22 protein-coding genes are annotated in these 22,609 nt (G+C 72.7%); 13 read left to right on the top strand and 9 right to left on the bottom strand.

Annotation, left to right across the window (positions count from 1 at the left end; all coding sequences use genetic code 11):
* Window positions 1–90 precede the first annotated feature (90 nt).
* Entirely contained in the window at window positions 91–1,596 is a 1,506-nt protein-coding gene (locus OHB00_RS21465; protein WP_406436570.1) for a ricin-type beta-trefoil lectin domain protein, read from the top strand.
* Window position 1,597: 1 nt separating this feature from the next.
* Here OHB00_RS21465 and hutI read toward each other — a convergent pair whose 3' ends face one another.
* The 4 genes from hutI to hutU form a co-directional block, all read right to left on the bottom strand.
* A complete protein-coding gene (hutI, locus tag OHB00_RS21470) occupies window positions 1,598–2,776 on the bottom strand; it encodes an imidazolonepropionase (protein ID WP_406436572.1) in 1,179 nt (392 codons plus the stop codon).
* Between the two features lie 35 nt (window positions 2,777–2,811).
* Entirely contained in the window at window positions 2,812–4,152 is a 1,341-nt protein-coding gene (locus OHB00_RS21475) for a formimidoylglutamate deiminase (protein ID WP_406436574.1), read from the bottom strand.
* Complete coding sequence (locus OHB00_RS21480) at window positions 4,149–5,351, bottom strand: allantoate amidohydrolase (protein ID WP_406445923.1); 1,203 nt, start codon at window positions 5,349–5,351, stop codon at window positions 4,149–4,151. The genes OHB00_RS21475 and OHB00_RS21480 overlap by 4 nt, the downstream gene beginning before the upstream one ends.
* 257 nt (window positions 5,352–5,608) lie before the next feature.
* On the bottom strand, window positions 5,609–7,273 hold the full coding sequence (gene hutU / locus OHB00_RS21485) for a urocanate hydratase (protein ID WP_406436576.1): 1,665 nt from the start codon (window positions 7,271–7,273) through the stop codon (window positions 5,609–5,611).
* 174 nt (window positions 7,274–7,447) lie between these two features.
* Between hutU and OHB00_RS21490 the strand changes: the two genes are divergently transcribed.
* The 5 genes from OHB00_RS21490 (at window position 7,448) to OHB00_RS21510 (ending at window position 11,111) form a co-directional block, all read left to right on the top strand.
* A complete protein-coding gene (locus OHB00_RS21490; protein ID WP_406436578.1) occupies window positions 7,448–8,830 on the top strand; it encodes a diaminopimelate decarboxylase in 1,383 nt (460 codons plus the stop codon).
* 172 nt (window positions 8,831–9,002) lie between these two features.
* Window positions 9,003–9,392: a hypothetical protein gene (locus OHB00_RS21495; protein WP_406436580.1), complete on the top strand. Its 390-nt coding sequence runs from the start codon at window positions 9,003–9,005 to the stop codon at window positions 9,390–9,392.
* Window positions 9,389–10,180: a transcriptional regulator gene (locus OHB00_RS21500; RefSeq protein ID WP_406436582.1), complete on the top strand. Its 792-nt coding sequence runs from the start codon at window positions 9,389–9,391 to the stop codon at window positions 10,178–10,180. The genes OHB00_RS21495 and OHB00_RS21500 overlap by 4 nt, the downstream gene beginning before the upstream one ends.
* 31 nt (window positions 10,181–10,211) lie before the next feature.
* The gene (locus OHB00_RS21505; RefSeq protein ID WP_406436584.1) at window positions 10,212–10,712 is read left to right on the top strand and encodes a roadblock/LC7 domain-containing protein; all 501 of its coding nucleotides are present in this window, start codon (window positions 10,212–10,214) and stop codon (window positions 10,710–10,712) included.
* Between the two features lie 24 nt (window positions 10,713–10,736).
* Window positions 10,737–11,111 carry a hypothetical protein gene (locus tag OHB00_RS21510; RefSeq protein ID WP_406436586.1) on the top strand — a complete coding sequence of 125 codons (375 nt, stop codon included), beginning with the start codon at window positions 10,737–10,739 and terminating at the stop codon, window positions 11,109–11,111.
* Between the two features lie 6 nt (window positions 11,112–11,117).
* Here OHB00_RS21510 and OHB00_RS21515 read toward each other — a convergent pair whose 3' ends face one another.
* The 3 genes from OHB00_RS21515 to OHB00_RS21525 form a co-directional block, all read right to left on the bottom strand.
* Complete coding sequence (locus tag OHB00_RS21515; RefSeq protein WP_406436588.1) at window positions 11,118–11,720, bottom strand: hypothetical protein; 603 nt, start codon at window positions 11,718–11,720, stop codon at window positions 11,118–11,120.
* Window positions 11,721–11,802: 82 nt separating this feature from the next.
* Window positions 11,803–12,645 carry a MurR/RpiR family transcriptional regulator gene (locus OHB00_RS21520; protein WP_406436590.1) on the bottom strand — a complete coding sequence of 281 codons (843 nt, stop codon included), beginning with the start codon at window positions 12,643–12,645 and terminating at the stop codon, window positions 11,803–11,805.
* Window positions 12,642–14,150, bottom strand: a complete 1,509-nt coding sequence (locus OHB00_RS21525) for an aromatic amino acid ammonia-lyase (RefSeq protein ID WP_406436592.1) — start codon at window positions 14,148–14,150, stop codon at window positions 12,642–12,644. Before OHB00_RS21525 ends, OHB00_RS21520 begins: the two co-directional genes overlap by 4 nt.
* Before the next feature lie 141 nt (window positions 14,151–14,291).
* Between OHB00_RS21525 and OHB00_RS21530 the strand changes: the two genes are divergently transcribed.
* The 6 genes from OHB00_RS21530 (at window position 14,292) to OHB00_RS21555 (ending at window position 18,824) form a co-directional block, all read left to right on the top strand.
* Window positions 14,292–15,329, top strand: a complete 1,038-nt coding sequence (locus OHB00_RS21530; protein WP_406436594.1) for an ABC transporter ATP-binding protein — start codon at window positions 14,292–14,294, stop codon at window positions 15,327–15,329.
* Complete coding sequence (locus OHB00_RS21535) at window positions 15,326–15,967, top strand: ABC transporter permease (protein ID WP_217550740.1); 642 nt, start codon at window positions 15,326–15,328, stop codon at window positions 15,965–15,967. The genes OHB00_RS21530 and OHB00_RS21535 overlap by 4 nt, the downstream gene beginning before the upstream one ends.
* A 1-nt stretch (window position 15,968) precedes the next feature.
* A complete protein-coding gene (locus OHB00_RS21540) occupies window positions 15,969–16,631 on the top strand; it encodes an ABC transporter permease (RefSeq protein ID WP_406436596.1) in 663 nt (220 codons plus the stop codon).
* 11 nt (window positions 16,632–16,642) lie between these two features.
* Window positions 16,643–17,572: an ABC transporter substrate-binding protein gene (locus OHB00_RS21545; RefSeq protein ID WP_406436598.1), complete on the top strand. Its 930-nt coding sequence runs from the start codon at window positions 16,643–16,645 to the stop codon at window positions 17,570–17,572.
* Window positions 17,573–17,711: 139 nt separating this feature from the next.
* Window positions 17,712–18,335 carry a carbonic anhydrase gene (locus tag OHB00_RS21550; RefSeq protein ID WP_406436600.1) on the top strand — a complete coding sequence of 208 codons (624 nt, stop codon included), beginning with the start codon at window positions 17,712–17,714 and terminating at the stop codon, window positions 18,333–18,335.
* A gap of 72 nt (window positions 18,336–18,407) precedes the next feature.
* The gene (locus OHB00_RS21555) at window positions 18,408–18,824 is read left to right on the top strand and encodes a hypothetical protein (RefSeq protein ID WP_406436601.1); all 417 of its coding nucleotides are present in this window, start codon (window positions 18,408–18,410) and stop codon (window positions 18,822–18,824) included.
* Between the two features lie 47 nt (window positions 18,825–18,871).
* On the opposite strand, the gene OHB00_RS21560 is transcribed toward OHB00_RS21555, so the two are convergent.
* A complete protein-coding gene (locus tag OHB00_RS21560; RefSeq protein WP_406436603.1) occupies window positions 18,872–19,633 on the bottom strand; it encodes an SDR family oxidoreductase in 762 nt (253 codons plus the stop codon).
* A 146-nt stretch (window positions 19,634–19,779) separates the two neighbouring features.
* On the opposite strand from OHB00_RS21560, the gene OHB00_RS21565 reads away from it, so the two are divergent.
* Complete coding sequence (locus tag OHB00_RS21565; RefSeq protein ID WP_406436605.1) at window positions 19,780–20,634, top strand: helix-turn-helix transcriptional regulator; 855 nt, start codon at window positions 19,780–19,782, stop codon at window positions 20,632–20,634.
* Between the two features lie 330 nt (window positions 20,635–20,964).
* Here OHB00_RS21565 and OHB00_RS21570 read toward each other — a convergent pair whose 3' ends face one another.
* Window positions 20,965–22,356: a cystathionine beta-synthase gene (locus OHB00_RS21570; RefSeq protein WP_406436606.1), complete on the bottom strand. Its 1,392-nt coding sequence runs from the start codon at window positions 22,354–22,356 to the stop codon at window positions 20,965–20,967.
* Window positions 22,357–22,609 lie beyond the last annotated feature (253 nt).

Below are 22,609 nucleotides of genomic sequence, written 5' to 3' on the forward strand. Positions count from 1 at the left end.
CGTCTTTGGCCAAAGCTCCCCCCGTACCGCGAGTCACACCCCAAACTGGCCGGTACGTCAGGAAGGACGGCCCAGGAGAAGGGGTGCACGATGGTCCAGGACAGCCAGGGGGACCCACCCTCGGACGCACGCCTGACCGAACTCCTGCGCACCCCCACCGCCACCGCCTACCCCGCCCTCCAGGAGCTCCGCGCCCGCCACCACCCCGCGGTTCTCGGCTACGCCCGCCTCTGCACGACCGGCGACGCGGCCGCCCGCCGGCTCACCGCGCAGACCTTCACCACCGCCGCCCGCGACATCGCTCGCGGCGCCGAGCCGGTCGTACCGCTCCGCCACCACCTGCTCCTGCTCACCGTCCGGCTGGCGGCCGGCTGGTCCGACGACGAACGCTCCGCCTCCCTGGACGCCACCCTCCTGCTGGTCCTGAACTCCTCCGGCGTCCCCGGCGGCCCTGTCCCGCCCCTGCTCCCGGCGTTCCAGTCCCTGCCGTCCCGCACCCAGGGCCTGCTCTGGTACGGCGTGCTGGACCGCGAGCCCGCCGAGCGGACCGCCACCCACCTCGGCCTGACCCCCGAGGACGTCCGGTACGACACGCCGCCCGCCCTCCAGTCCCTGGCCCAGGCCTGTCTGCGCACCCGCCTGGCCGCCTCGGACGACCCCCGCTGCGCGGACTTCCGCCGCCTGATCGAGGAGTCTGTCCGCCCGCAGAGCCCGCGCCACAGCGCCGACCTGCACGCGCACATGGCCCACTGCCCGCACTGCACGGCCGCCTTCGAGGACCTCACCGCGCTCCGGGACGCCCCGCGCGAGACCCTGGCGGAGGGCCTGCTGCCATGGGCCGGAACGGCGTACGTACGCCAGGACAGCCCGCCGGAGCCCGCCGCCGATCCCCACCCGCCCCGGCAGCGCGGACTCCCGTCCCGGCGCCTCCTCCTGACCTCCACGGCGCTGGGCGTGGCCCTCGTGCCGTTGCTGCTGTTCCTCCTGGCCCACCGGGACACGCGCGCCCAGGACCCCGCCGCCGCGACCCCATCGCGTCCGAGCCCCCAGGTGACCGTGACGGCGACGGCGACGGTCTCGTCGGCACCGGCCGGTGTCTCCGCCGCGCCCAGCGCCAGTGCCGTGTCACATGGCCCGACCGCGACTTCCCGTCCGTCCCCGACCGCGACCCCCTCCCCCACTCCCGAACCGCCGGGCACCGCCTACGCCCAGGTCGTGAACCTCGCCACCGCCCGCTGCCTGGACGTCCGCGACGCCGACTTCGACAACGGCACCGACGTCGTCACAGCCCCCTGCTCCGGCTCCGGCACCCAGCGCTGGCGGGTCGACCCGGACCGGGGTGTCCTGCAGTCCGCCGCGGATCCCGACTTCTGCCTGGACAGCCGGGGTTCCGTCGACAAGGGCGTGGGCATCTGGAACTGCGACTCGGTGGACGGCGACCACGGCATCAACCTCCGCTTCACCGTGACCCCCGACGGCGAGATCCGCCCGGCCATCGCCCTCGAAACGTCCCTCACCCCGAACGGCGACGACGAACTCTCCCTGGACCGGGTGGACGACACCACGGCCCAGCGCTGGCGGGCGGGGGCGAGCTGACTCAGCCGGCGACCCGTACGCCCTGCCGCCACACCCCGCTGACCAGCGGCACCCCCGGCCGGTAGGCCAGGTGGACGTGGCTCGGGGCGTCGAGGAGGAGAAGGTCCGCGCGGGCGCCCGGGGTCAGGCGGCCGATGTCGTCCCGGCGCAGGGCCGCCGCGCCGCCTGCGGTGGCCGACCACACCGCCTCGTCAGGGGTCATGCCCATGTCGCGCACGGCCAGGGCGACGCAGAAGGGGACGGAGGACGTGAAGGACGAGCCGGGGTTGCAGTCGGTGGAGAGGGCGACCGTCACGCCGGCGTCGAGGAGGCGGCGGGCGTCGGGCCATGCGGCGCGGGTGGAGAACTCGGCGCCGGGCAGGAGGGTGGCGACCGTCCGGCTGTTGGCCAGCGCGTCCACGTCCTCGGGCGTCAGGTGGGTGCAGTGGTCGGCGCTGGCCGCGTCGAGTTCCACGGCGAGCTGGACACCGGGGCCGTAGGAGAGCTGGTTGGCGTGGACGCGGGGGGTCAGGCCCCTGGCCTTGCCCGCGCCGAGGATCGTCCGGGCCTGGTCGCCGTCGAAGGCACCCTGCTCGCAGAAGACGTCGATCCAACGGGCGTGCGGCGCGCAGGCGTCCAGCATCTCGCCGGTGACGAGGGCGACGTACGCGGCCGGGTCGTCGGCGTGGTCGGGCGGGACGATGTGGGCGCCCAGGTACGTCACCTCGTCGGTGTGCCGGGCCGCGATGCGCAGGGCCCTCGCCTCGTCCTCGACGGTCAGGCCGTAGCCGGACTTCGTCTCGAAGGTGGTCGTGCCCTGGCGGAGGGCCTCGGTCAGGTAACGGGTGAGGTTCGCCTCCAGTTCCGCGTCGGTCGCCGCCCTGGTCGCCGCGACGGTCGTCCGGATGCCGCCCGCGGTGTACGAGCGGCCGGACATGCGGGCGTTGAACTCCTGGGTACGGTCGCCCGCGAAGACCAGGTGGGAGTGGGAGTCCACGAAGCCCGGCAGCACCGCCCTGCCGCCCGCGTCGACCCGGTTGTCAGTGGCGGGTGCTTTGCTGGATTCACCGGTCCACACGACACGGTCGCCGTCGATGACGACGGCCGCGTCCTGGATCAGACCGAGAGGGGAGTTGTCACCGAGGGAGGGGTCGTTGGTGACCAGCGTGGCGATGTTGGTGATGACGGTGCTGCTGCTCATGGTGGCCTCGTCGGAGTCCTGGGGTGGGCTGGTCGTCAGGCGCGAAGGGCTTCGACGGCCCGCGCGAGGGCCTGCGGCACATCGGGTACGAGGGTGTGCGCACCGTCGCGTACGACGTGCCTGCCTCCGACGACCGTGTGCCGTACGTCCGCTGCCGTCGCGGCGAATACGGCCGTCTCGGCGCCGAGGCGCGGCAGCGGCCCTGCCGTTCTGACGGAGTCCAGCGCGATCGTGGTGAGATCGGCGAGCATGCCGGTCCCGATGGTGCCGGCGTCGTCCCAGCCGAGGGCGGCGTGGCCGTCGGCGGAGGCGGCGCGCAGCAGGGCCGCGGCCGTCCAGTGCCCCCGGGTGCGGGTGCGCAGCCGCTCGTTGAGCTCCATCGCGCGCGCCTCTTCGAGCAGGTCGATGACGGCGTGGCTGTCGGAGCCGAGGGAGAGCGGTGAGCCCTGCCTCTGGAGAGCGACGGCGGGGCCGATGCCGTCGGCCAGGTCGCGCTCGGTGGTCGGGCACATGCAGGTGCCAGTGCCGGAGCCGCCGAGCAGGGCGATGTCCTCGGCCGTGAGGTGGGTGTTGTGGACGCCGGTGGTGCGCGGGCCGAGGACGCCGTGGTCGGCGAGCAGACGGGTGGGCGTGCAGCCGTGGGCGGCCTGGCAGGCGTCGTTCTCCGCCGTCTGCTCGGACAGGTGCACATGCAGCGGAGCCCGCCGCTCCTCGGCCCACCGCGCCACGGTCGCCAACTGCCCGGCGGGCACGGCCCGTACGGAGTGGATGGCCGCCCCGATCCGTGCGTGATCCCGTTCCTTGAGAACTGAACAGCGTTCGGCCCAGGCCTCCGCGCTGCCGTCGGAGAAGCGCCGCTGGTGGGCGTTGGGCGGCTCACCGAAGCCGGCGGAGAGATAAGCGGTGTCGAGGAGGGTGATCCGGATGCCGGCGTCGGCGGCCGCCGCGAGCAGCGCCTCGCCCATGGCGTTGGGGTCGGCGTACGGGGTGCCGTCGGGAGTGTGGTGGACGTAGTGGAACTCGCCGACGCAGGAGACACCCGCCAGCGCCATCTCGGCGTACACCGCGCGGGCGAGCGCGTGGTAGGTCTCCGGGGTCAGCTGGTCCGCGAAGGTGTACATGAGTTCGCGCCAGGTCCAGAAGGTCCCGGAGCCGACCTGGACGGTGCCGCGCAGCGAGCGGTGGAAGGCGTGCGAGTGGGCGTTCGCCAGGCCGGGGAGGGTGAGGCCGCGCAGGACCTCGGCCCCGGGCGGCGGCGCGGGCACCTCGGTCCGCACCGCCGTGATCCGGCCGCCGGCCACCTCCACGGCGACGCCCGGCTCGACGTGCGTGTCCAGCCAGGCGTACTCCAACCAGTACGTCGTCCGTGTCGTCACTCGCAGGCCAGCCCTTCCAGTACGTCGGCGAGCGCGCGCACCCCGGCCACGCAGTCGTCCTCGGCCGCGAACTCGGCCGGGGAGTGCGAGACGCCGGTGGGGTTGCGCACGAACAGCATGGCGGTCGGGATGCTCCCGGAGAGGATCCCGGCGTCGTGTCCGGCCCCGGTACCCAGGACGGGCACGGTGAGACCGGTGTCCCGGCCGAGAATGCGGCCCAGCTCGTCGCGCAGGGCGTGGTCGAACTCGACGACCGGGGTGAACGACTCGCGGACCACGTCCAGGTCGATGCCGTGCGCCTGCGCGTACTCCCGGGCCGCCTTCTCGATGCCGCCGACGACGGTGTCGAGGGTGGCCTGGTCGGCGGCGCGGGAGTCGAGCCAGCCGCGCACCAGGGAGGGGATGGCGTTGACGCCGTTCGGCTCGACGGCGATCTTGCCGAAGGTGGCGACGGCACCGGCGAGTTCGGCCTCACGGCGGGCGGCGAGCACGGTCTCGGCGTACGACAGCATGGGGTCGCGCCGGTCCACCAGCCGCGTCGTGCCGGCGTGGTTGGCCTCGCCCCGGAAGTCGAACCGCCAGCGGCCGTGCGGCCAGATGGCACTGGCGATGCCGACCCGGTCACCGGACAGGTCCAGCGCACGGCCCTGTTCGACATGCAGCTCGACGAAGGCGCCGATGCGGGCGAGCCGCTCGGGGTCGGGCCCGATGGCGTCGGGGTCGTAACCGGCGGCCTCCATCGCCCGCGGCAGCGTGACGCCGTCGCCGTCGGTGAGCCGGTGGGCCTGCTCGACGGTCAGGTGCCCCGCGGTCAGCCGGGACCCGACACAGGCGAGCCCGAACCGGGCCCCCTCCTCGTCACCGAAGTTCACGATGGCGAGGGGCCGGGTGAACTCCGCCCCGCGCCCCCGGAGTTCGTCCAGCGCGGCGAAGGAGGACACGACACCGAGGGGCCCGTCGAAGGCACCACCGTCGGGCACGGAGTCCAGATGCGACCCGGTGACGACGGCGTCCCCGGCATCCGGGTCCCCGAGCCAGGCCCACTGGTTCCCGTTCCGGTCGACCTCGTGGACGAGCCCGCGCGCCTCCGCCTGCTCCTTGAACCAGGCCCGGCACTCGGCATCGGCCCCGCTCCAGGCGAACCGCCGATAGCCGCGGGAATCGGGGTGCCGACCGACGGGAAGCAGCTCACGCCACATGGAGTGGAAGGACCCCGCACTCCCGACCGACACACCACCAGACTGCGAGCCCCCACCCCGCACAGGCTGCGGCCCCTCACCCCGCACAGGCTGCAGGCCATCGCCCCGCACAGGGTGTGGTTCTCCGGCCCGCACAGGCTGCGGCCCCTCACCCCGTACAGGCTGTGGGCAGTCGTTCCGCAGGGCGGAACGGGTGGGCACAGCCGCACCCGCGCCCGGCGGCGAGAGCTCGGCCCCCACCGGAGAATCGCCGCCCGTCACGCCTGCTCGCCCTCACGCATCGGCACCCGAACCCCGCGCTCCTCGGCGACCGACTCCGCGATGTCGTAGCCCGCGTCCACGTGCCGGATGACACCCATGCCGGGGTCGTTCGTCAGCACCCGGCGGATCTTCTCGCCGGCGAGCTTCGTGCCGTCGGCGACCGTCACCTGCCCGGCGTGGATCGACCGCCCCATGCCGACCCCGCCGCCGTGGTGGATGGAGACCCAGGACGCACCCGACGCCACGTTGACCATCGCGTTCAGCAGCGGCCAGTCGGCGATCGCGTCGGAGCCGTCCAGCATGGCCTCCGTCTCGCGGTAGGGGGACGCGACGGAGCCGGCGTCGAGGTGGTCGCGCCCGATGGCCAGCGGCGCCGCCAGCTCACCGCTCGCCACCATGTCGTTGAACCGCTCGCCGGCCTTGTCCCGCTCGCCGTAGCCGAGCCAGCAGATGCGCGCGGGCAGGCCCTGGAACTGGACCCGCTCGCCGGCCATCCTGATCCAGCGGGCGAGGGACTCGTTCTCCGGGAAGAGGTCGAGGATCGCCTTGTCGGTCTTGGCGATGTCGGCGGGGTCGCCGGACAGCGCCGCCCACCGGAAGGGGCCCTTGCCCTCGCAGAAGAGCGGCCGGATGTAGGCGGGGACGAAGCCGGGGAAGGCGAACGCCCGGTCGTATCCGGCCAGTTGTGCCTCGCCGCGGATGGAGTTGCCGTAGTCGAAGACCTCGGCGCCCGCGTCCATGAAGCCGACCATGGCCTCGACGTGGCGGGCCATGGACTCGCGGGCCCGGGTGGTGAAGCCGGCCGGGTCCTTGGCGGCGGCGTCGGCCATGTCCTCGAAGGCGACGCCGACCGGCAGGTACGACAGCGGGTCGTGCGCGGAGGTCTGGTCGGTGACGATGTCGATCGGGGCGCCCTCGGCGAGCATCCGCGGCAGCAGCTCCGCCGCGTTGCCCAGCAGGCCGATGGAGAGCGGGCGGCGGGCGTCGCGGGCCTCGGTGGCCAGCTGGAGGGCGTGCTCCAGGCTGTCGGCCTTCACGTCCAGGTAGCGGTGCTCGATGCGGCGCTCGATGGCGCGCGGGTCGCAGTCGATGCAGATCGCGACGCCGTCGTTCATGGTGACCGCGAGGGGCTGGGCGCCGCCCATGCCGCCGAGGCCGGCCGTCAGGGTGATGGTGCCGGCGAGGGTGCCGTTGAACTTCTTGGCGGCGACGGCGGCGAAGGTCTCGTAGGTGCCCTGGAGGATGCCCTGGGTACCGATGTAGATCCAGGAGCCGGCGGTCATCTGGCCGTACATGGTCAGGCCGAGGGCCTCCAGGCGGCGGAACTCCTCCCAGTTGGCCCAGTCGCCGACGAGGTTGGAGTTGGCGATGAGGACGCGCGGGGCCCACTCGTGGGTCTGCATCACACCGACCGGGCGGCCGGACTGGACCAGCATGGTCTCGTCCTGCTTGAGGGTGCGCAGGGTGCGCACCATGGCGTCGAAGGAGCGCCAGTCGCGGGCGGCCTTGCCGGTGCCGCCGTAGACGACGAGCTTGTCGGGGTGCTCGGCGACCTCGGGGTCCAGGTTGTTCTGCAGCATCCGCAGGGCGGCTTCCTGCTGCCATCCCAGGGCGCTCAGTTCCGTACCGCGCGGCGCTCGTACGGGGCGGGGTCCTGACATGGTCTGCCTCCTGGCGTCTCAGGGATCAACGGGCCGGCGAAAGTGTTCCTGCGGTTATTCGGTTATTCACATCCTGGCTCGCTGAATAGAACTAGTCAATACGTTGGTCCGGCAGCGCGGCCGCATCCCGGATGTTTCGCTGGACTTATGGGCCTTAAGGGTGTGGACGACGACATGTCGGGGGACGTCGTGGACGGACGCGGGGACGACGGTGAGCGGGCCGGGCGGCGGGACGACGCCGTGCGGGCCGCGGTGGAGCAGGGACTGCTGGGGCCGGACGCGCCGATCGTAGGCCTGCTGGATGTGCGGGGCATCCGCGCGTCGGCCGCGGCGCTGCGCCGGGCGTTCGGGGCGCTCGCGGCGCCCGGCACCGCGCTCCTGCACGCCTTCGCGGTGAAGGCGAACCCGCTGGTCCCGGTCCTGCGGCTGCTGGCCGAGGCCGGGCTGGGCGCCGAGGTGGCCAGCGCGGGCGAGCTGGCGCTGGCGCGGGCGGCCGGGATGCCGGCGGAGCTGATGGTGTTCGACGCCCCCGCGAAGACCGAGGCGGAGCTGCGCGAGGCACTGCTGCTGGGCGTGGCCGTGAACGCGGACAACCCGCAGGAGCTCACCCGGATCGACGCGCTCCGGCACACCGGCCTCACCCGTTCGCCGCTCGGGATCCGGGTGAACCCGCAGATCGGCGCCGGGACGATCGGGGCCACCTCAACCGCGACCGCGACCTCGAAGTTCGGGGTGGGGCTGCGGGACGAGGGGGCCCGGGAGTGGGTCGTACAGGCGTTCGCGGAGCGGCCGTGGCTGACGCGGCTGCACGCGCACGTCGGGTCGCAGGGCATCTCGCTGTCGCTGCTGGCGCGGGGCGTGGCGGAGACGTACGCGCTGGCCGGGGAGATCAACGCGCGGGCCGGGCGGCGGCAGGTCGACACCCTCGACATCGGGGGCGGGCTTTCGGTCAACTTCGCCTCGGAGGCGACCGAGCCCACGTTCGCGCAGTACGCGCGGCTGCTGGCGGAGGCCGTGCCGGGGCTGTTCGACGGGCGGTACGGGCTGGTGACGGAGTTCGGGCGGTCGCTGCTGGCCCGGCACGGCACGGTGGTGGCCCGGGTGGAGTACGCGAAGAGCTCCGGCGGGCGCCGGATCGCGGTGACGCACGCGGGGGTGCAGGTGGCGCCGCGGACGGTGTACGCGCCGGGGGCGTGGCCGCTCAGGATCGCCGCCTACGACGCGAAGGGGCGGCCCAAGGAGGGCGCGCCGGTGGTGCAGGACGTGGCAGGGCCGGCCTGCTTCTCGGGCGACCTGCTCGCCGAGGGGCGCGCCCTGCCGCCGCTGGAGCAGGGCGACCTCGCGGCGGTGCTGGACACCGGGGCGTACTACTTCGGCACCCACTACTCCTACAACTCCCTTGCCCGGCCCGGGGTTTACGGCTTCGCACCGGACGGCGAGGGGGGCGTGGCGTTCGCCGTCGTACGGGAGCCGCAGACGGTCGCCGAGGTCGTGGCCGAATCCGGAGGGGCGCACGCCGACGCGCTCACCACCCTGGGCGCAACCGGGAGCCGTTGAGACACCTCGGAAAGTAGCGATCAACTGGTGTGAAAAGCAGCTCAGTTGACCAACACTAGCCTGCCGGACGCATGTTCCACTGGAAAATGCCAAACGACTGCCCCCTCCCACACACGTTGCGTAGTGTCTGCGTCACTCAACCGGAGAGCCACGCGGCGGGAGGGGAGCCACGGTGCCCGGAATCGACGAGTGCTTACTGGAAGCGATGCGACTGCCCGGTGCCCGGGGCGCGGCGTTGGTCGACTGGACCAGCGGGCTGGCCCTGGGCACGGTCGGGGAGGCGCCCGGCGGTGACCACGAGACCACCGCGGCGGAGGCTGCCGAGCTGGCCCGGCTGGCCGCCGAGCACGGGGCCTTCAGCACGGCGGGCGACACCGAGGTGACTCCTCCGGTGGAGGACCTGATCGTCAGCAACCGGGACAGCTACCACCTGCTGCGGTTCGTGGTCACGTCCTTCGACGCCACCGTGTTCCTGCATCTGTGGCTGACCCGCGAGGACGGCAACCTCGCCCTCGCCCGGATCCGGCTCGGCGAGATGGCCGAGCGGCTGGTGCTGGGATGACCGTGGTCGAGACACCGCCGCCGCTGCCGGTCCGGGACCGGGCGGCCCTGCACGAGAGAGTGCCCGGCGCGCTCTCACCGATGCTGATACGCCTCGCCGAGGAGCGGGCCACCGGTGTCCTGGTCCGCGAGCACGGCACCCTGCACCTGGCCGAGGGCCGCGTGGTGCATGCCGAGAGCCCCCTCGCCCCCGGCCTCGACGTGCTCCTCACGGCCCACGGCACGCTCGACGCGGCGGCCTGGCCCTGGACCGACGACATACCCGCCGCCACCCACCGGCTGCTCGCCGCCGGCCTGCTGCCCAAGGGCGCCCTGGAAATGTGCCGCCTGGGCGCCCTGTACGACGCCGGGTACTTCGCACTGGCACCCAGCAGCACCCCGGGCCGGTTCCGCTACGGCACCACGGCCGCCGCCGGCCCGTTGCGCGCCGTCCCCGTCACCGCCCTGGAGCACGAGACCCTGCGCCGCCGCGAGCTGCTGCACCGCATCTGGCCCGACCCGTCGGCGGACGGCGCCCCGCTGATCCGCGCCGACCCCGTCGCGCCACCGCCGGTCACCTCCCGGCAACGGGCGGTCCTGGACCGGGTGGACGGTGTCCGCACGGCCCCGCAGATCGCCCGGGAACTGGGCAGGCCGGCCTTCCACACGCTGGTGGACGTACGGCGGCTGTCGGCGGCCGGACTCCTCGCCCCGAGGAACACCACGCCCGTCCCGCCCCCGCTTCCCCCGGTCACCGACCCCGACATCGCGCTGCTGAAGAGGCTCAGGGATGCGCTGGAGGCCCTTTGAACGGCACCGCCCCGCCGAGAGGAGACAGCTGATGGCGGCAGAACCCGGCAGCTCCGACAGAGAGGCCGTCCTCGACGAACTGCGCCGGTTACGCACCCGGATGCCCCAGCTCACCGGTGCCCTCGCGGCCGGTGTCGACGGCCTGGTCGTCGCCCACGACTGCCCGGGCGTCGATCCCGAGGGGCTCGCCGCGCTCACCGCGGCCGAGCTCGGCGTCGCCGTCCGGGTCTCCGACGCCACCGGCAAGGGCGAACTCAAGGAGCTGCTGGTGCGCGGCGAGGACGGTTATGTCGCCACCTATGCCGCCGGACACAGCGCCGTGCTCACCCTGCTCGCCGAGGACCGGGTGAACGTCGGCCGGCTCCACCTGGAGGGCCGCCGGGCCGCCGCCCGGATCGGTGAGCTGGTCGACACCGCCGAGGCCGCCGCCAAGGCCCTGCGCCCGGCCCGCAGCGCGGCCACACGGACCAGAACCACGCGCACGCCACGCACCAGCACCACCACCGACGCGCGCACCGCAACCGACAGTTGAACAGTTGAAAGGAACCAGAAAGTCATGGCCAACACCGAAACCGCCCTGAAAGAGTGCCTCACCTCCATCGAGGGCGCGACGGGCGTCGCGCTCGTCGACTACACCAGCGGGATGGCGCTGGGCACGATGGGCGGCAGCAAGACCTTCGACCTGAACGTGGCCGCGGCCGGCAACACCGACGTGATCCGCGCCAAGATGCGCACCATGGAGCACCTCGGCCTCAAGGGCGAGATCGAGGACATCCTGATCACGCTCTCCAACCAGTACCACCTGATCCGGCTGCTCAAGGGCCGGGGCGGCAACGGCCTCTTCCTCTACCTGGTGCTCGACCAGTCCCGCGCCAACCTGGCGATGGCCCGGCACCAGCTGAAGAAGGTCGAGGAGGACCTGGAGGTCTGACCGGCCTCACACCAGCGCCGCGGTGCGGCGGCGGGCCCCGCCCGGGGCCGCGTCGCCCGCCGCGATGCCGGTACCGCGGTAGGCCTTGACGGCCTTGCCGGCCGGGCGGCCGCCGCGCTCGTCGAGCCAGTCGACGCGCAGCCACACCAGCTGTTCGCCGGCCCTCTCCCGGCGGCCCAGCCAGGCCGCCTTCAGGCGCAGCCCGGTGCCGGTCCCGGCGAGCAGCATGCCGCCCGCCGCGGGCATCGCGAAGGCGCTGCCGAGCGCGCCGGCGAAGGCGAGCAGCAACCACCAGCGGTGTCCCCGGCGCCAGTTCCGCACGGTCACCGCCCGGTCCTGGAGCACGTCGTGCTTGCCGGCCCGGGCGGCGCCGTGCACCAGCGCGGTGTACCGCTTGCGCCGGACGAGCGCCACGACGGCGGCGGCGATGATGAACAGCGCGGCCCCGGCCATGACCCCGATGCGCCGCCCGGTGATCCCGGAGGGCAGCACGCCGACGCCCGCCGCGACCACCCCGGACCACCACAGCGGCGCGGCCCCGGCCCGTACGACCACGGCCACCCGGGCCAGGCCCTGTCCTCCGCGTGTCCCTCGTCCCGCGCGCGCCATGTCCGCAGCCTCCTCGCCGGTCTCGGCCCAGTCCGTATGGCGGGACGCTAACCAGCGAACGTGAGACGAGTCTTAAAGCCGCCTACTCGACGAAGAGACCGCGCGCCGCCGCCCGCGTGTCGAACTCCTCCAGGCGGGCCTGTGCGTCCGGCAGGTCGTCGCACATCGCCTCCAGGAGCACGCGGCCGAGCAGCATCGGCGCACAGGCCGTGTCGAAGGCGAGCCCGGTGCCGACGGCGGCCGGCAGCAGCAGGTCGGAGACCTTGGCGACAGGCGCGAAGGCGGAGTCGGCGACGGTCACGACGGTGAGCCCGGCCTCCTTGGCATAGCCCAGGGTGTCCACGACCTCGCGCGGATGCCGGGGCAGCGCGAAGCACAGCAGTGCCGTGGCACCGGCGAGGACGGCCGCGTCGATGCGGTCGTGGATCATCGTGCCGCCCTCGTTGAGCAGCCGCACGTCCGGGTGCACCTTGGCGGCGAAGTAGGCGAAGCCGTAGGCCTGGGAGGCGGCGGCGCGCAGGCCGAGCACCGGCAGCGGCCGGGACGCGGCCAGCAGCCGCCCCGCCTGCTGCACCGGGCGCGGGTCGGCGAGCACCTCGGCGAGGTGCCGGAGGTTCTCGATCTCGGCCTCGACGGCCTGCTGGTACTCGTTGTACGTCCCGTTGCCGGCCGCCTGTTCGGGGGGCACGACCTCGCGCAGGTGCTTGCGCAGCGCCGGATAGCCGTCGAAGCCCAGGGCGACCGCGAAGCGGGTGACGGAGGGCTGGCTGACCCCGGCCAGTTCGGCCAGCTCCACGCTGGACAGGAAGGGCACGTCGGCGGCGCGCCGCACCATGCTGTGCGCGATGCGCCGCTGGGTCGGCGTGAGCCGGTGCCCCTCGAAGAGCGCCTGCAACCGAGTCGCAGGGCTGTCGGTCACGTTCATGACGTGCTCCCCCTCCAGATGTCCGTGAACCGGTCGAGCAGTCCGGCCGCCGCGGTGACGTCGTCCGTGAGCGGCCGGTCGGCCGGGTCCCCCTCCAGCACCGCCTCGGCGAGCTCCAGCGCCCGCCCCGCCCCGAGCCCGGGGTCGGGACGCAGCTCGCGCTGGCGCAGCGCCCGTACGGCGGCGACGAGTTCGCAGCCGACCACCAGACGGTACGCACGGCAGGCGCGCAGCGTTTGACGGGCGGCGAGCGAGGCGAAACTGGCCTGTTCCTCGACGCCTCGGGAGAGTACAGCGTGCCCGAGGGAGGCGGGCGCGGAGAAGGCGCGCAGGTCGCCGAGGGCGGCGCCGGCGGCGTACTCCAGGATCATCACGCCGGAGGAGGCGGGTTCGTGGTCGGCGAGGAAGGGGCGCAGCCGGGTGTAGGCGGGCTCGTTGAGGGTGGACAGGCGGGACGTGGACAGGCGCGCGACCTGGGTGACGGCGAGCCGGAAGTGGTCCAGGGCGAGGGCGAGTTGGGCCTGGTAGAAGCCGCCGTGGTGGTAGGCGGCGAGGTCCTCGGGGGAGATGAGGGGGTTCTCGGCGGCCGCGTTGATCTCGATCGCCAGTACGCCCTCCAGGGCATCGGCCGCGTCCTGGGCCGGGCCGTGGATCTGGGGCACGCAGCGGAAGCCGTACGGGTCCTGGATCCGGCCGAGCGGCGGGGTCGGCCGGTCGGCGGCGCCGATCAGCTCCCGCATCCGCCGGGCGGCCTCGACACTGCCCCGGTGCGGACGGGCCGCGTGCACGGGCGCCGCGAACGCCTCGTGGGAACCGTCGACGGCGAGCAGTGACAGGGCGGCCACCACCTGGGTGGCCTCGATCAGCCCGCGCAGCTCGTGCAGGGCGAGCGCGGACTGGCCGAGGGTGAGGGCGTTGCTGCTGATCAGGGCGAGCGCGTCGTTGTTGTCCAGTGGCTGGGATGCCGGCGCGCCGGAGCCCCGCCAGGGGTGCTCCCCCGCCAGCGCCAGGCCCATCTGCGCCAGCGCCGCGATGTCCCCGGTGCCGACCGAGCCGAACTCGTTGACGACCGGGTACGCGCCCGACTCCAGTGCCTCGCACAGGGCCGTCACGACACTGGGCCTGAGGCCCGCGCCGCCCGCCAGCAGCTGGTTGGCCCGCACCGCGAGCATCGCGCGCACCTGCCGGGCGGGCAGCTCCTCGCCGATCGCCCCGGCGTGGCTGCGCAGCAGCCGCAGTCCGTGGCCGGCGGCGGCCTCGGTGGGCACGTCCTCGTTCCGGTTGGCGCCGACGCCGGTGGAACGGCCGTAGACGCGGCCGGTCGCGGCGATCTGCCGGGCGGCGCTCCAGGACTCCTCCACGCGCCGCATCGCCTCGGTGCCCGGGACCGGGCGGGCGGTGCCGTCGGCGAGGCGTACGACGTCCTCGACGCCCATGCCGATGCCGTCGAGGACCACCAGGCCGGAATGCGCCATTCCGGGAGCGTCCACAGTGTGAGACGACATCACGCCCAAACTCCCCTCAATCCGGACACTCGATCTTGCCTCTCGGTCATCCGTTACCTCGGATTAACGTCAGACCGTTGACAAGCTATTCACATACCGAGAACTCTGCATGACGTTATACAGCCGGGCAAGGGACATCTCATGATCCAGTTCGACGCGGTCCACAAGCGCTTCCCCAACGGCACGACAGCAGTCCATGATCTCTCCCTGGAGATGCCGGAGGGCGGGGTCACCGTCCTGGTCGGCTCCTCCGGTTGCGGCAAGACCACCACCCTGCGGATGATCAACCGGATGGTCGAGCCGACCTCCGGCACGATCAAGGTGAACGGCAAGGACGTCACCCAGCAGGACGCCGCCGAGCTGCGCCGGTCCATCGGGTACGTCATCCAGCAGGCCGGCCTCTTCCCGCACCGCACGGTGCTGGACAACATCGCCACCGTCCCGCTGCTGCTCGGCTGGAACCGGAAGAAGGCCCGCGCCCGCGCCGCCGAGCTCCTGGAGACCGTCGGCCTCGCCGCCGACGCCGGCAAGCGCTACCCGCACCAGCTCTCCGGCGGCCAGCAGCAGCGCGTCGGTGTGGCCCGCGCGCTGGCCGCCGACCCACCGGTGCTGCTGATGGACGAGCCGTTCGGCGCGGTCGACCCGGTGGTCCGCACCCAGCTCCAGGACGAACTGCTCCGGCTCCAGAAGGAGCTGAGCAAGACCATCGTCTTCGTCACCCACGACGTCGACGAGGCGGTCCGGCTCGGCGACCGGATCGCGATCTTCCGCACCGGCGGCCACCTGGTCCAGTGCGCCCCGCCCGCCGAACTGCTGGCCCGGCCCGCGGACGACTTCGTGGCCGACTTCCTCGGCGCGGAACGGGGACTGAAGCTGCTGTCCCTGCAGACCCTCGCCGACGTCCCGCAGGGCCCGGCGCCCCGGGGCGGCGACTGGACCCTCGCCCTGGACCCGGCGGGCAAGCCCCTGCACTGGGCCTCGAAGGACGCCGAACTCCCCGTACGGCCGCTGGCGGACGGCGACTCCCTGCTCGCCGCCCTCAACGAGTCCATCGCCTCCCCGACCGGACTCGTCGCCCGGGTGGACGCCCAAGGGGTCCTCACCGGTGTCTCGTCCCGCGACGACATCCACGTGCACGCCGGCCAGGCGCACAGCGCGGCCCGGGTGGTGGCGGCATGACCATCGACTGGTCGTGGATCGGCGACCACACCGACGACCTCACCAGCCTCACCCTCTCCCACCTCCAGGCCGCGATGACCGCCGTCTTCTTCGGCCTGCTGATCTCGCTGCCGCTCGCGGTGGTCGCCCACCGGGTCCGTCCGCTGCGCGGCTTCCTGCTCGGCCTGTCCAACGTGCTCTTCACGATCCCCTCGATCGCGATCTTCGTGCTGCTGCTCCCCATCAGCGGCCTGACCCGGACCACGACCGTCATCGGCCTGACCGTCTACACGCTGGTCGTGCTGCTCAGGAACACGGTCGAGGGCCTGGACTCGGTCCCCGCGAAGACCAAGGAGGCGGCGAAGGCGATGGGCACCCGCCCACTGCGCACGCTCCTCACCGTCGAACTCCCGCTGGCCCTCCCGGTGATCATGGCCGGTGTCCGGATCGCCACGGTCATGTCCATCTCGCTGGTGAGCGTCGCCACCTACATCGGCGACGGCGGTCTCGGCCAGCTCTTCACCGACGGCTTCCAGCGCGACTTCCCGACCCCGGTGATCGTGGGCGTGGTCCTCACGATCCTGCTCGCGGTGGTCGCGGACGCCCTGCTGGTGGCGCTCCAGTACGTACTGACCCCGTGGCGGCGGAGGCGAGCCTGACATGTTCGAACTCTTCAAGAACCTCGGCACCTGGCTGACCAGCGGCTCCCAGTGGGCCGGGCAGGACGGCATCGCCCACCGCCTCGCCGAGCACCTCCAGTACTCGCTCCTCGCGACCCTCATCGCGGCCGCGATCGGCCTCCCCCTCGGCCTGCTGATCGGCCACACCGGCAAGGGCGCGTTCGTCGCCATCAACCTGGCCTCCTTCGGCCGTGCCCTGCCGACCGTCGGACTGGTGGTGCTGGTCTTCCTCGCGGGCGGCCTCTCGATGCTGCCGGTGTACGTGGCGCTGGTGGCCCTCGCGGTCCCGGCGATCGTCACCAACACCTACGCCGGGATGTCGGCCGTCGACCCGGACGTGAAGGATGCCGCCCGCGGCCAGGGCATGCGCGGCCACCAGGTCCTCTTCCAGGTCGAGTTGCCGCTCGCGCTTCCCCTGATCATGACGGGCCTGCGCCTCGCGCTCATCCAGGTCGTGGCCACCGCCACCATCGCCGCGTACGTCTCCTTCGGCGGCCTCGGCCGCTACGTCTTCGACGGACTCGCCCAGCGCGACCTCGTCCAGGTGCTCGGCGGCGCGGTGCTGGTCGCCCTCGTGGCCGTCGTCCTCGACCTGCTCCTGAGCACCCTCCAGCGTTTCCTCTTCCGCCACCGCACCGCCTAGGGAATCCGAAGATGAACCGTCGTACCCTCCTCGGTGGCCTGCTCGCCGCCGGATCCGTCCCCGCCCTCGCCGCCTGCTCCAGCGGCATCACCTCGCTGAACGAGAGCAGCGGCTCGACCGCCGGCGGCGGCTCCAGCAAGGGCGGGATCACCATCGGCACCGCCAACTTCACCGAGAACCAGGTGCTCGGATACCTCTACGCGGCCGTGCTCCAGAAGGCCGGCGTGAAGGTGAAGGTCCGCCCCAACCTCGGCACCCGGGAGATCGTGATCCCCGCGCTCAAGGCGGGCGACATCGACCTGCTGCCCGAGTACCAGGGCGCCCTCCTCAACTACCTGGCCCCGAAGGACGCCTCCGCCGAGCCGGGCACCATGCAGAACGCCCTCACCCTGGCGCTGCCGGCCGGGCTCCAGGTGCTGCCGTACGGGCAGGCGGCCGACTCCGACTGCTTCGTCGTCACCCGGGCGACCGCCCGGAAGTACGGCCTGACCTCCCTCGCCGACCTGGCCAAGCAGAACGGCAAGCTGGTCATCGGCGCCGCGCCCGAGGTGAAGAAGCGCCGGGTGGGCGCGATCGGCCTGCAGGAGGTGTACGGCGTCGAGTTCAAGGAGTTCAAGTCGCTGGACTCGGACGGGCCGCTGGTCAAGGGCGCGTTGAAGAAGGGTGATGTGGACGTGGCGAACCTGTTCACCACCGACACCGACATCGCGGCCAACGGCTGGGTGGTGCTGGCCGACCCGAAGAACCTGATCCCCAGCCAGCACATCGTCCCGCTGATCGCCGACCGCAAGGCCGACGACACGGTCCGCAAGGCCCTCGCCCGGCTGGGCAACGTCCTCACCACGGAGCAGCTCACCCAGCTCAACAGCCAGGTCGACAACGACAAGAAGGACCCGGAGGACGTGGCGGCCGCCTACGCGAAGCAGCACGGGCTGGCCTGAGCACGGGCCGGAAACGGGCGGCCGTATCGGTATCGCGCGGGCGATGATCCGACCAAGAGCCGTTAAACCAATACCGAGTGTGACGTTGCCGCCGCGTAGAGTGATGAGAACCATCAGCGCCAGCACCTGAGGAAGCGTCATGGTCCCGAACCCCACGGCCCTTCCGACGGCCACCGCCGTCGGCGCGCCGGCCGTCGCCCTCGCGTCGGCGGCCGTCGTCCCCGCCTCGGCGAGCGCGGCCCTCGACGAACTGCTCCAGGGCAACCGGCGGTACGCCACCGGCCGCTCCCGCCGGCGCCGGGCCGCCGCACCGCACCCGCTCGCGGCGGTGCTCGGCTGCGTGGACTCCGCGGCCGCCCCGGAACTGGTCTTCGACCAGAGCCTCGGCGACCTGCTGAGCATGAGGACGGCGGGGCAGGTGCTGGACGAGGCGGTGCTCGGTTCCCTCCAGTACGGCGTGCAGGAACTGCGCGTCCCCCTGGTCGTGGTGCTCGGTCACGAGGGCTGCGGGGCCGTCACCGCCACCCTCGACCGGCTGCGCACCGGCGCGCCCGTCCCCGGTCACCTGGAGCTCCTCGCCGACCAGATCGCGCCGGCCGCCCTGCGCACCAGGGCGCTGCCCGGCGACTGGGCCGAACACACCATGCGGGCCCAGACGGTGTGGGCGCGGGACGCGATCCGCGCGGACTCCGGGTTCGCGGGGGCCTCGGTGGTGGCGGCCCGGTTCGACGCCGGCAGCGGGCTGGTGTCGCTGCTGCCCTGAGGGCGGACCCCCGGCCGGATGCGGGGGATTTCCCCAGTGCGGCGGGTGCCCCGGATCCCTACCGTGGGCACCATGACGGACGCGCGTGACACCGACCTGAAGAAGGAACTCGACGCCACCCTGCATGCCCGCAGGGAGCTGGGGCCCGAGTACGAGTCGGAACTGGCCGACTCCTTCCTGGAGAAGATCGACCAGCGCATCGACGGCGCGGTCGAGCGCCGGCTGCGCAGGAGCCTCGCCGAGCAGCAGATGCAGGTGGCCCGGGGGGCGCGCGGCCCCAGGGGCGGCACCGACTCCTGGGGCGAGCGCTTCGGCTTCGGGATCGTCTCGCTGGTGCTGGCGATCCCGCTCTCCGCGATCAGCGGCGCGTTCGGCGGCATGACGGGCGTGGTCGTCACCTGGATCGGCATCGTCGGCGTCAACGTCACCCAGGCCGTCCGCCTCAACCCCGGCCTGTTCCAACGGAGCGGCCGCGGCCACGAGGACTGACCCGGGGCCCGAGACGGGGCCGGAGGCGGGGCCTGAGGCGGGCCGGGTCACACCTGGCGGGTCGGCTGGACCACGACCTGCCGCAGGTTGACGTGCCGGGGGCGACTCACCACGTAGCCGACCAGGTCCGCGAGGTCCTCGGCAGCCAGTGCGCCCATCCCGTCGAACATGCCCGCCACCTGCTCGCGCAGCTCCTCGCCCTCGATGTGGGTACCGAGTTCGGTGTCCGTCAGGCCCGGCTCGACATTGGTGACCCGCACGTCACGCGGCCCGAACTCGGCGCGCAGGGACTGCGAGAGGAAGGTGACGGCGGCCTTGGTGGCGCCGTACACCGCGAAGGTGGGGAAGACGACGTGGGCGCCGATGGACGACACGTTGACGAGGTCGGCGGTACGCCCCGCGGCCGCGGCCGCCACCAGGTCCCCGGTGAAGGCCCGCAGCACCCGCAGCACACCGGTGACATTGGTGTCGAGCATGCGCTGCCACTCGTCGATACGGCCGTCGTCGACGGGGTTGGGCAGCATGACGCCGGCGTTGTTGACGACGAGGTCGACGCTCCCGTAGGCCGCGTGCACGGCGTCGGCCGCCGCCTGCACGGAGGCGTCGTCGGTGACGTCGGCGACCACCGCGAGGGCCTCCCCGCCGTTCGCCCGGATCTTCGCCACGACCGTCTCCAGCCGGTCCGCGCGCCGGGCGAGCAGCGCCACCCGGGCCCCCGACTCGGCGAGCCGCAGGGCGACGGCCGCCCCGATCCCGCTGGCGGCGCCGGTGACGACGGCGGTACGGCCGGACAGGTTGTCGTACGACATGAGGTACTCCCTGGTCAGTGCCGCCGGGACGGCCCCGGTGGCGTGTCTCCACACTCGCCGGGTCCGGGCGGCCTACCCAGGGCTGAGCTTTTCCTGGGTCTGGCAGAACCAGGTTGGCGGGGCGCCGCTCCCCTACGATCGAACCCATGGACGGGGAACTCGGAGACTTCCTGCGCTCGCGCCGCGCCCGCATCCAGCCCGAGGAGGTGGGGCTGCCCTCGCACGGGCGGCGCCGCGTGCCGGGCCTGCGCCGCGAGGAGGTGGCGCAGCTGGCGGGAGTGAGCGTCGACTACTACATCCGCCTCGAACAGGGCAGAGGTCCTGGGGGTCCCTCCCGGACGAAGTCCGGGGGAGTCTCGGACGCGGTCCTGGACGCCATCGCCCGGGTCCTGCGCCTGGACGAGACCGAGCACGCCTACCTGCTGACGGTGGCCCGCCCGCAGCGCAAGGGCACCGGGCGGCCGGCCCGGCCCCGCATCCGCCCCGGCGTACAGCTGCTGCTGGACGGCATGGAGCGGACGCCCGCGTTCGTGCTGGGCCGCAGGATGGACATCCTGGCCTGGAACGCGCTCGGCGACGCGGTGAACGGGTTCAGCGCGCTGGCCCCGGCCGAGCGGAACATCCCCCGCCAGGTCTTCCTCGAACCGGCGGCCAGGGGGTTCTACCCCGACTGGGCCGCCGTCGCCGCCCAGACCGTCGCCAACCTGCGTATCGACGCGGGCCGCCACCCCGACGACCCCCGCATGGCCGCGCTGGTCGGTGAACTCTCCCTGAAGAGCGAGGAGTTCCGCCGGCTGTGGGCGGACCACGAGGTCAGGGAGTGCGCGTACGGCACCAAGCGCATCCAGCACCCGGTGGCGGGCCTGCTCACCCTCCCCTACGAGACCCTCACGGTCCCGACGGACCCGGACCAGACGATCGTGGCGTACACGCCGGAGCCGGGCTCGGAGACGGCGGAGCGGCTGACGCTGCTGGGGAGTTGGAGAGCGACGACGGTGTGAGCCGGGAAAAGTAATGCGCGGGGACCGCCGCACCCCCTAGAAGGGGGGCGGGACGACGGCGGTCCCCGCGAGGGACATGGACCGGGTCAGGGCCAGGTCTCACGTCCAGGCGTCCATGGAGGTCCGGGAGCCGCTCCGGAGGTCCTTGGACGTTCGGTGCCGGCCGAGGCGGGGAGCCGCTCCCGCCCTGCCGACATCCACTAATCTGCCGGACCCGTGTTAAGCGTGTGCTGCGCGCACGTGACACGCTCGTACCACTTCCGCGAAGTCCGTCACTCGGACAGGGAACAACAAGTTCCGCCGCATCACGGTCCGTTCACCGGACGTTCGTCACTGCTTTCCGCCCTTGGCGAGAAACGCCAGCAGGTCCTGCCGGCTGATCACACCGGTGGGCTTGCCCTCGACGAGGACGATCGCCGCGTCGGCCGCGCCCAGCACCGACATCAGGTCCGCGACCGGCTCGCCGGAGCCGACCTGGGGCAGCGGGGCGCACATGTGCTTCTCCAGCGGGTCCTCCAGGGAGGCCCGCTTGCTGAACAGCGCGTCGAGCAGCTCCCGTTCGACGACCGAGCCGACGACCTCGGCGGCCATCACGTCCGGGTGACCGGCGCCCGGCTTGACGACGGGCATCTGCGAGACGCCGTACTCGCGCAGCACCTCGATGGCCTGACCGACGGTCTCCTCGGGGTGCATGTGGACGAGGGAGGGGATGGCGCCGCCCGCCTTGTCGCTGAGCACGTCGCCGACGCGGGCGCTGGGGCCCTCGTCCTCCAGGAAGCCGTAGTCGGCCATCCACTCGTCGTTGAAGATCTTGCTGAGGTAGCCGCGGCCGCTGTCCGGGAGGAGTACGACGACCACGTCGTCCGGGCCGAGCCGCTCGGCCACCCGCAGCGCGGCCACGACCGCCATCCCGCAGGAGCCGCCGACCAGGAGGCCCTCCTCCTTGGCGAGGCGCCGGGTCATCTGGAAGGAGTCCTTGTCCGAGACGGCGACGATCTCGTCGGCGACGGTCCGGTCATAGGCGGTCGGCCAGAAGTCCTCGCCGACGCCCTCGACGAGGTACGGCCGCCCGGAGCCGCCGGAGTACACGGACCCCTCGGGATCGGCGCCGACGACCTGGACCCGGCCCTCACTGGCGTCCTTCAGGTAGCGGCCGGTGCCGGAGATGGTCCCGCCGGTCCCGACGCCCGCCACGAAATGGGTGATCTTCCCCTCCGTCTGCTCCCACAGCTCGGGGCCGGTCGAGTGATAGTGCGAAAGAGGGTTGTTGGGGTTGGAGTACTGGTCCGGCTTCCAGGCGCCGGGCGTCTCGCGGACCAGCCGGTCGGAGACGTTGTAGTACGAGTCCGGGTGCTCCGGGTCGACGGCGGTCGGGCAGACGACGACCTCGGCACCGTACGCCCGCAGCACGTTGATCTTGTCGGTGCTCACCTTGTCGGGGCACACGAAGATGCACTTGTACCCCTTCTGCTGGGCCACGATCGCCAGCCCCACCCCGGTGTTCCCGCTGGTCGGCTCCACGATGGTCCCGCCCGGTACGAGCTCCCCGCTCTTCTCGGCGGCCTCGATCATCCGCAGCGCGATGCGGTCCTTCACGGAACCGCCCGGGTTGAAGTACTCGACCTTGGCGAGCACGGTGGCCTGGATGCCCTGGGTGACGCTGTTGAGTCTCACCAGCGGGGTGTTGCCGACGAGGCTGATCATCGAGTCGTGGAATCGCACCGTTGTCTCCGGTCGCTTTCAAAAGATGTGGTCCTAGTGGTGCCAGCCAGCCTAGGGCCTGTCCGCCGGATCAGGCCGCAGGAACGTAACGGCACTCATCGGCGCAGGTGAAAGGGGTGATGGGGGCACCGGCCGCGCAAGCCCGTTCGAGCGTGGGGAGCGTGCAGTGGCCGGGCGGAGGAGACATGGGCATCGGCCGCTGCCGCGGCGGGCGACGCGGAGCGACGGCCCCTCGGCCGCGGCAGGATCCGCC

Source organism: Streptomyces sp. NBC_00631 (assembly GCF_045206895.1).
GTDB lineage: Bacteria > Actinomycetota > Actinomycetes > Streptomycetales > Streptomycetaceae > Streptomyces.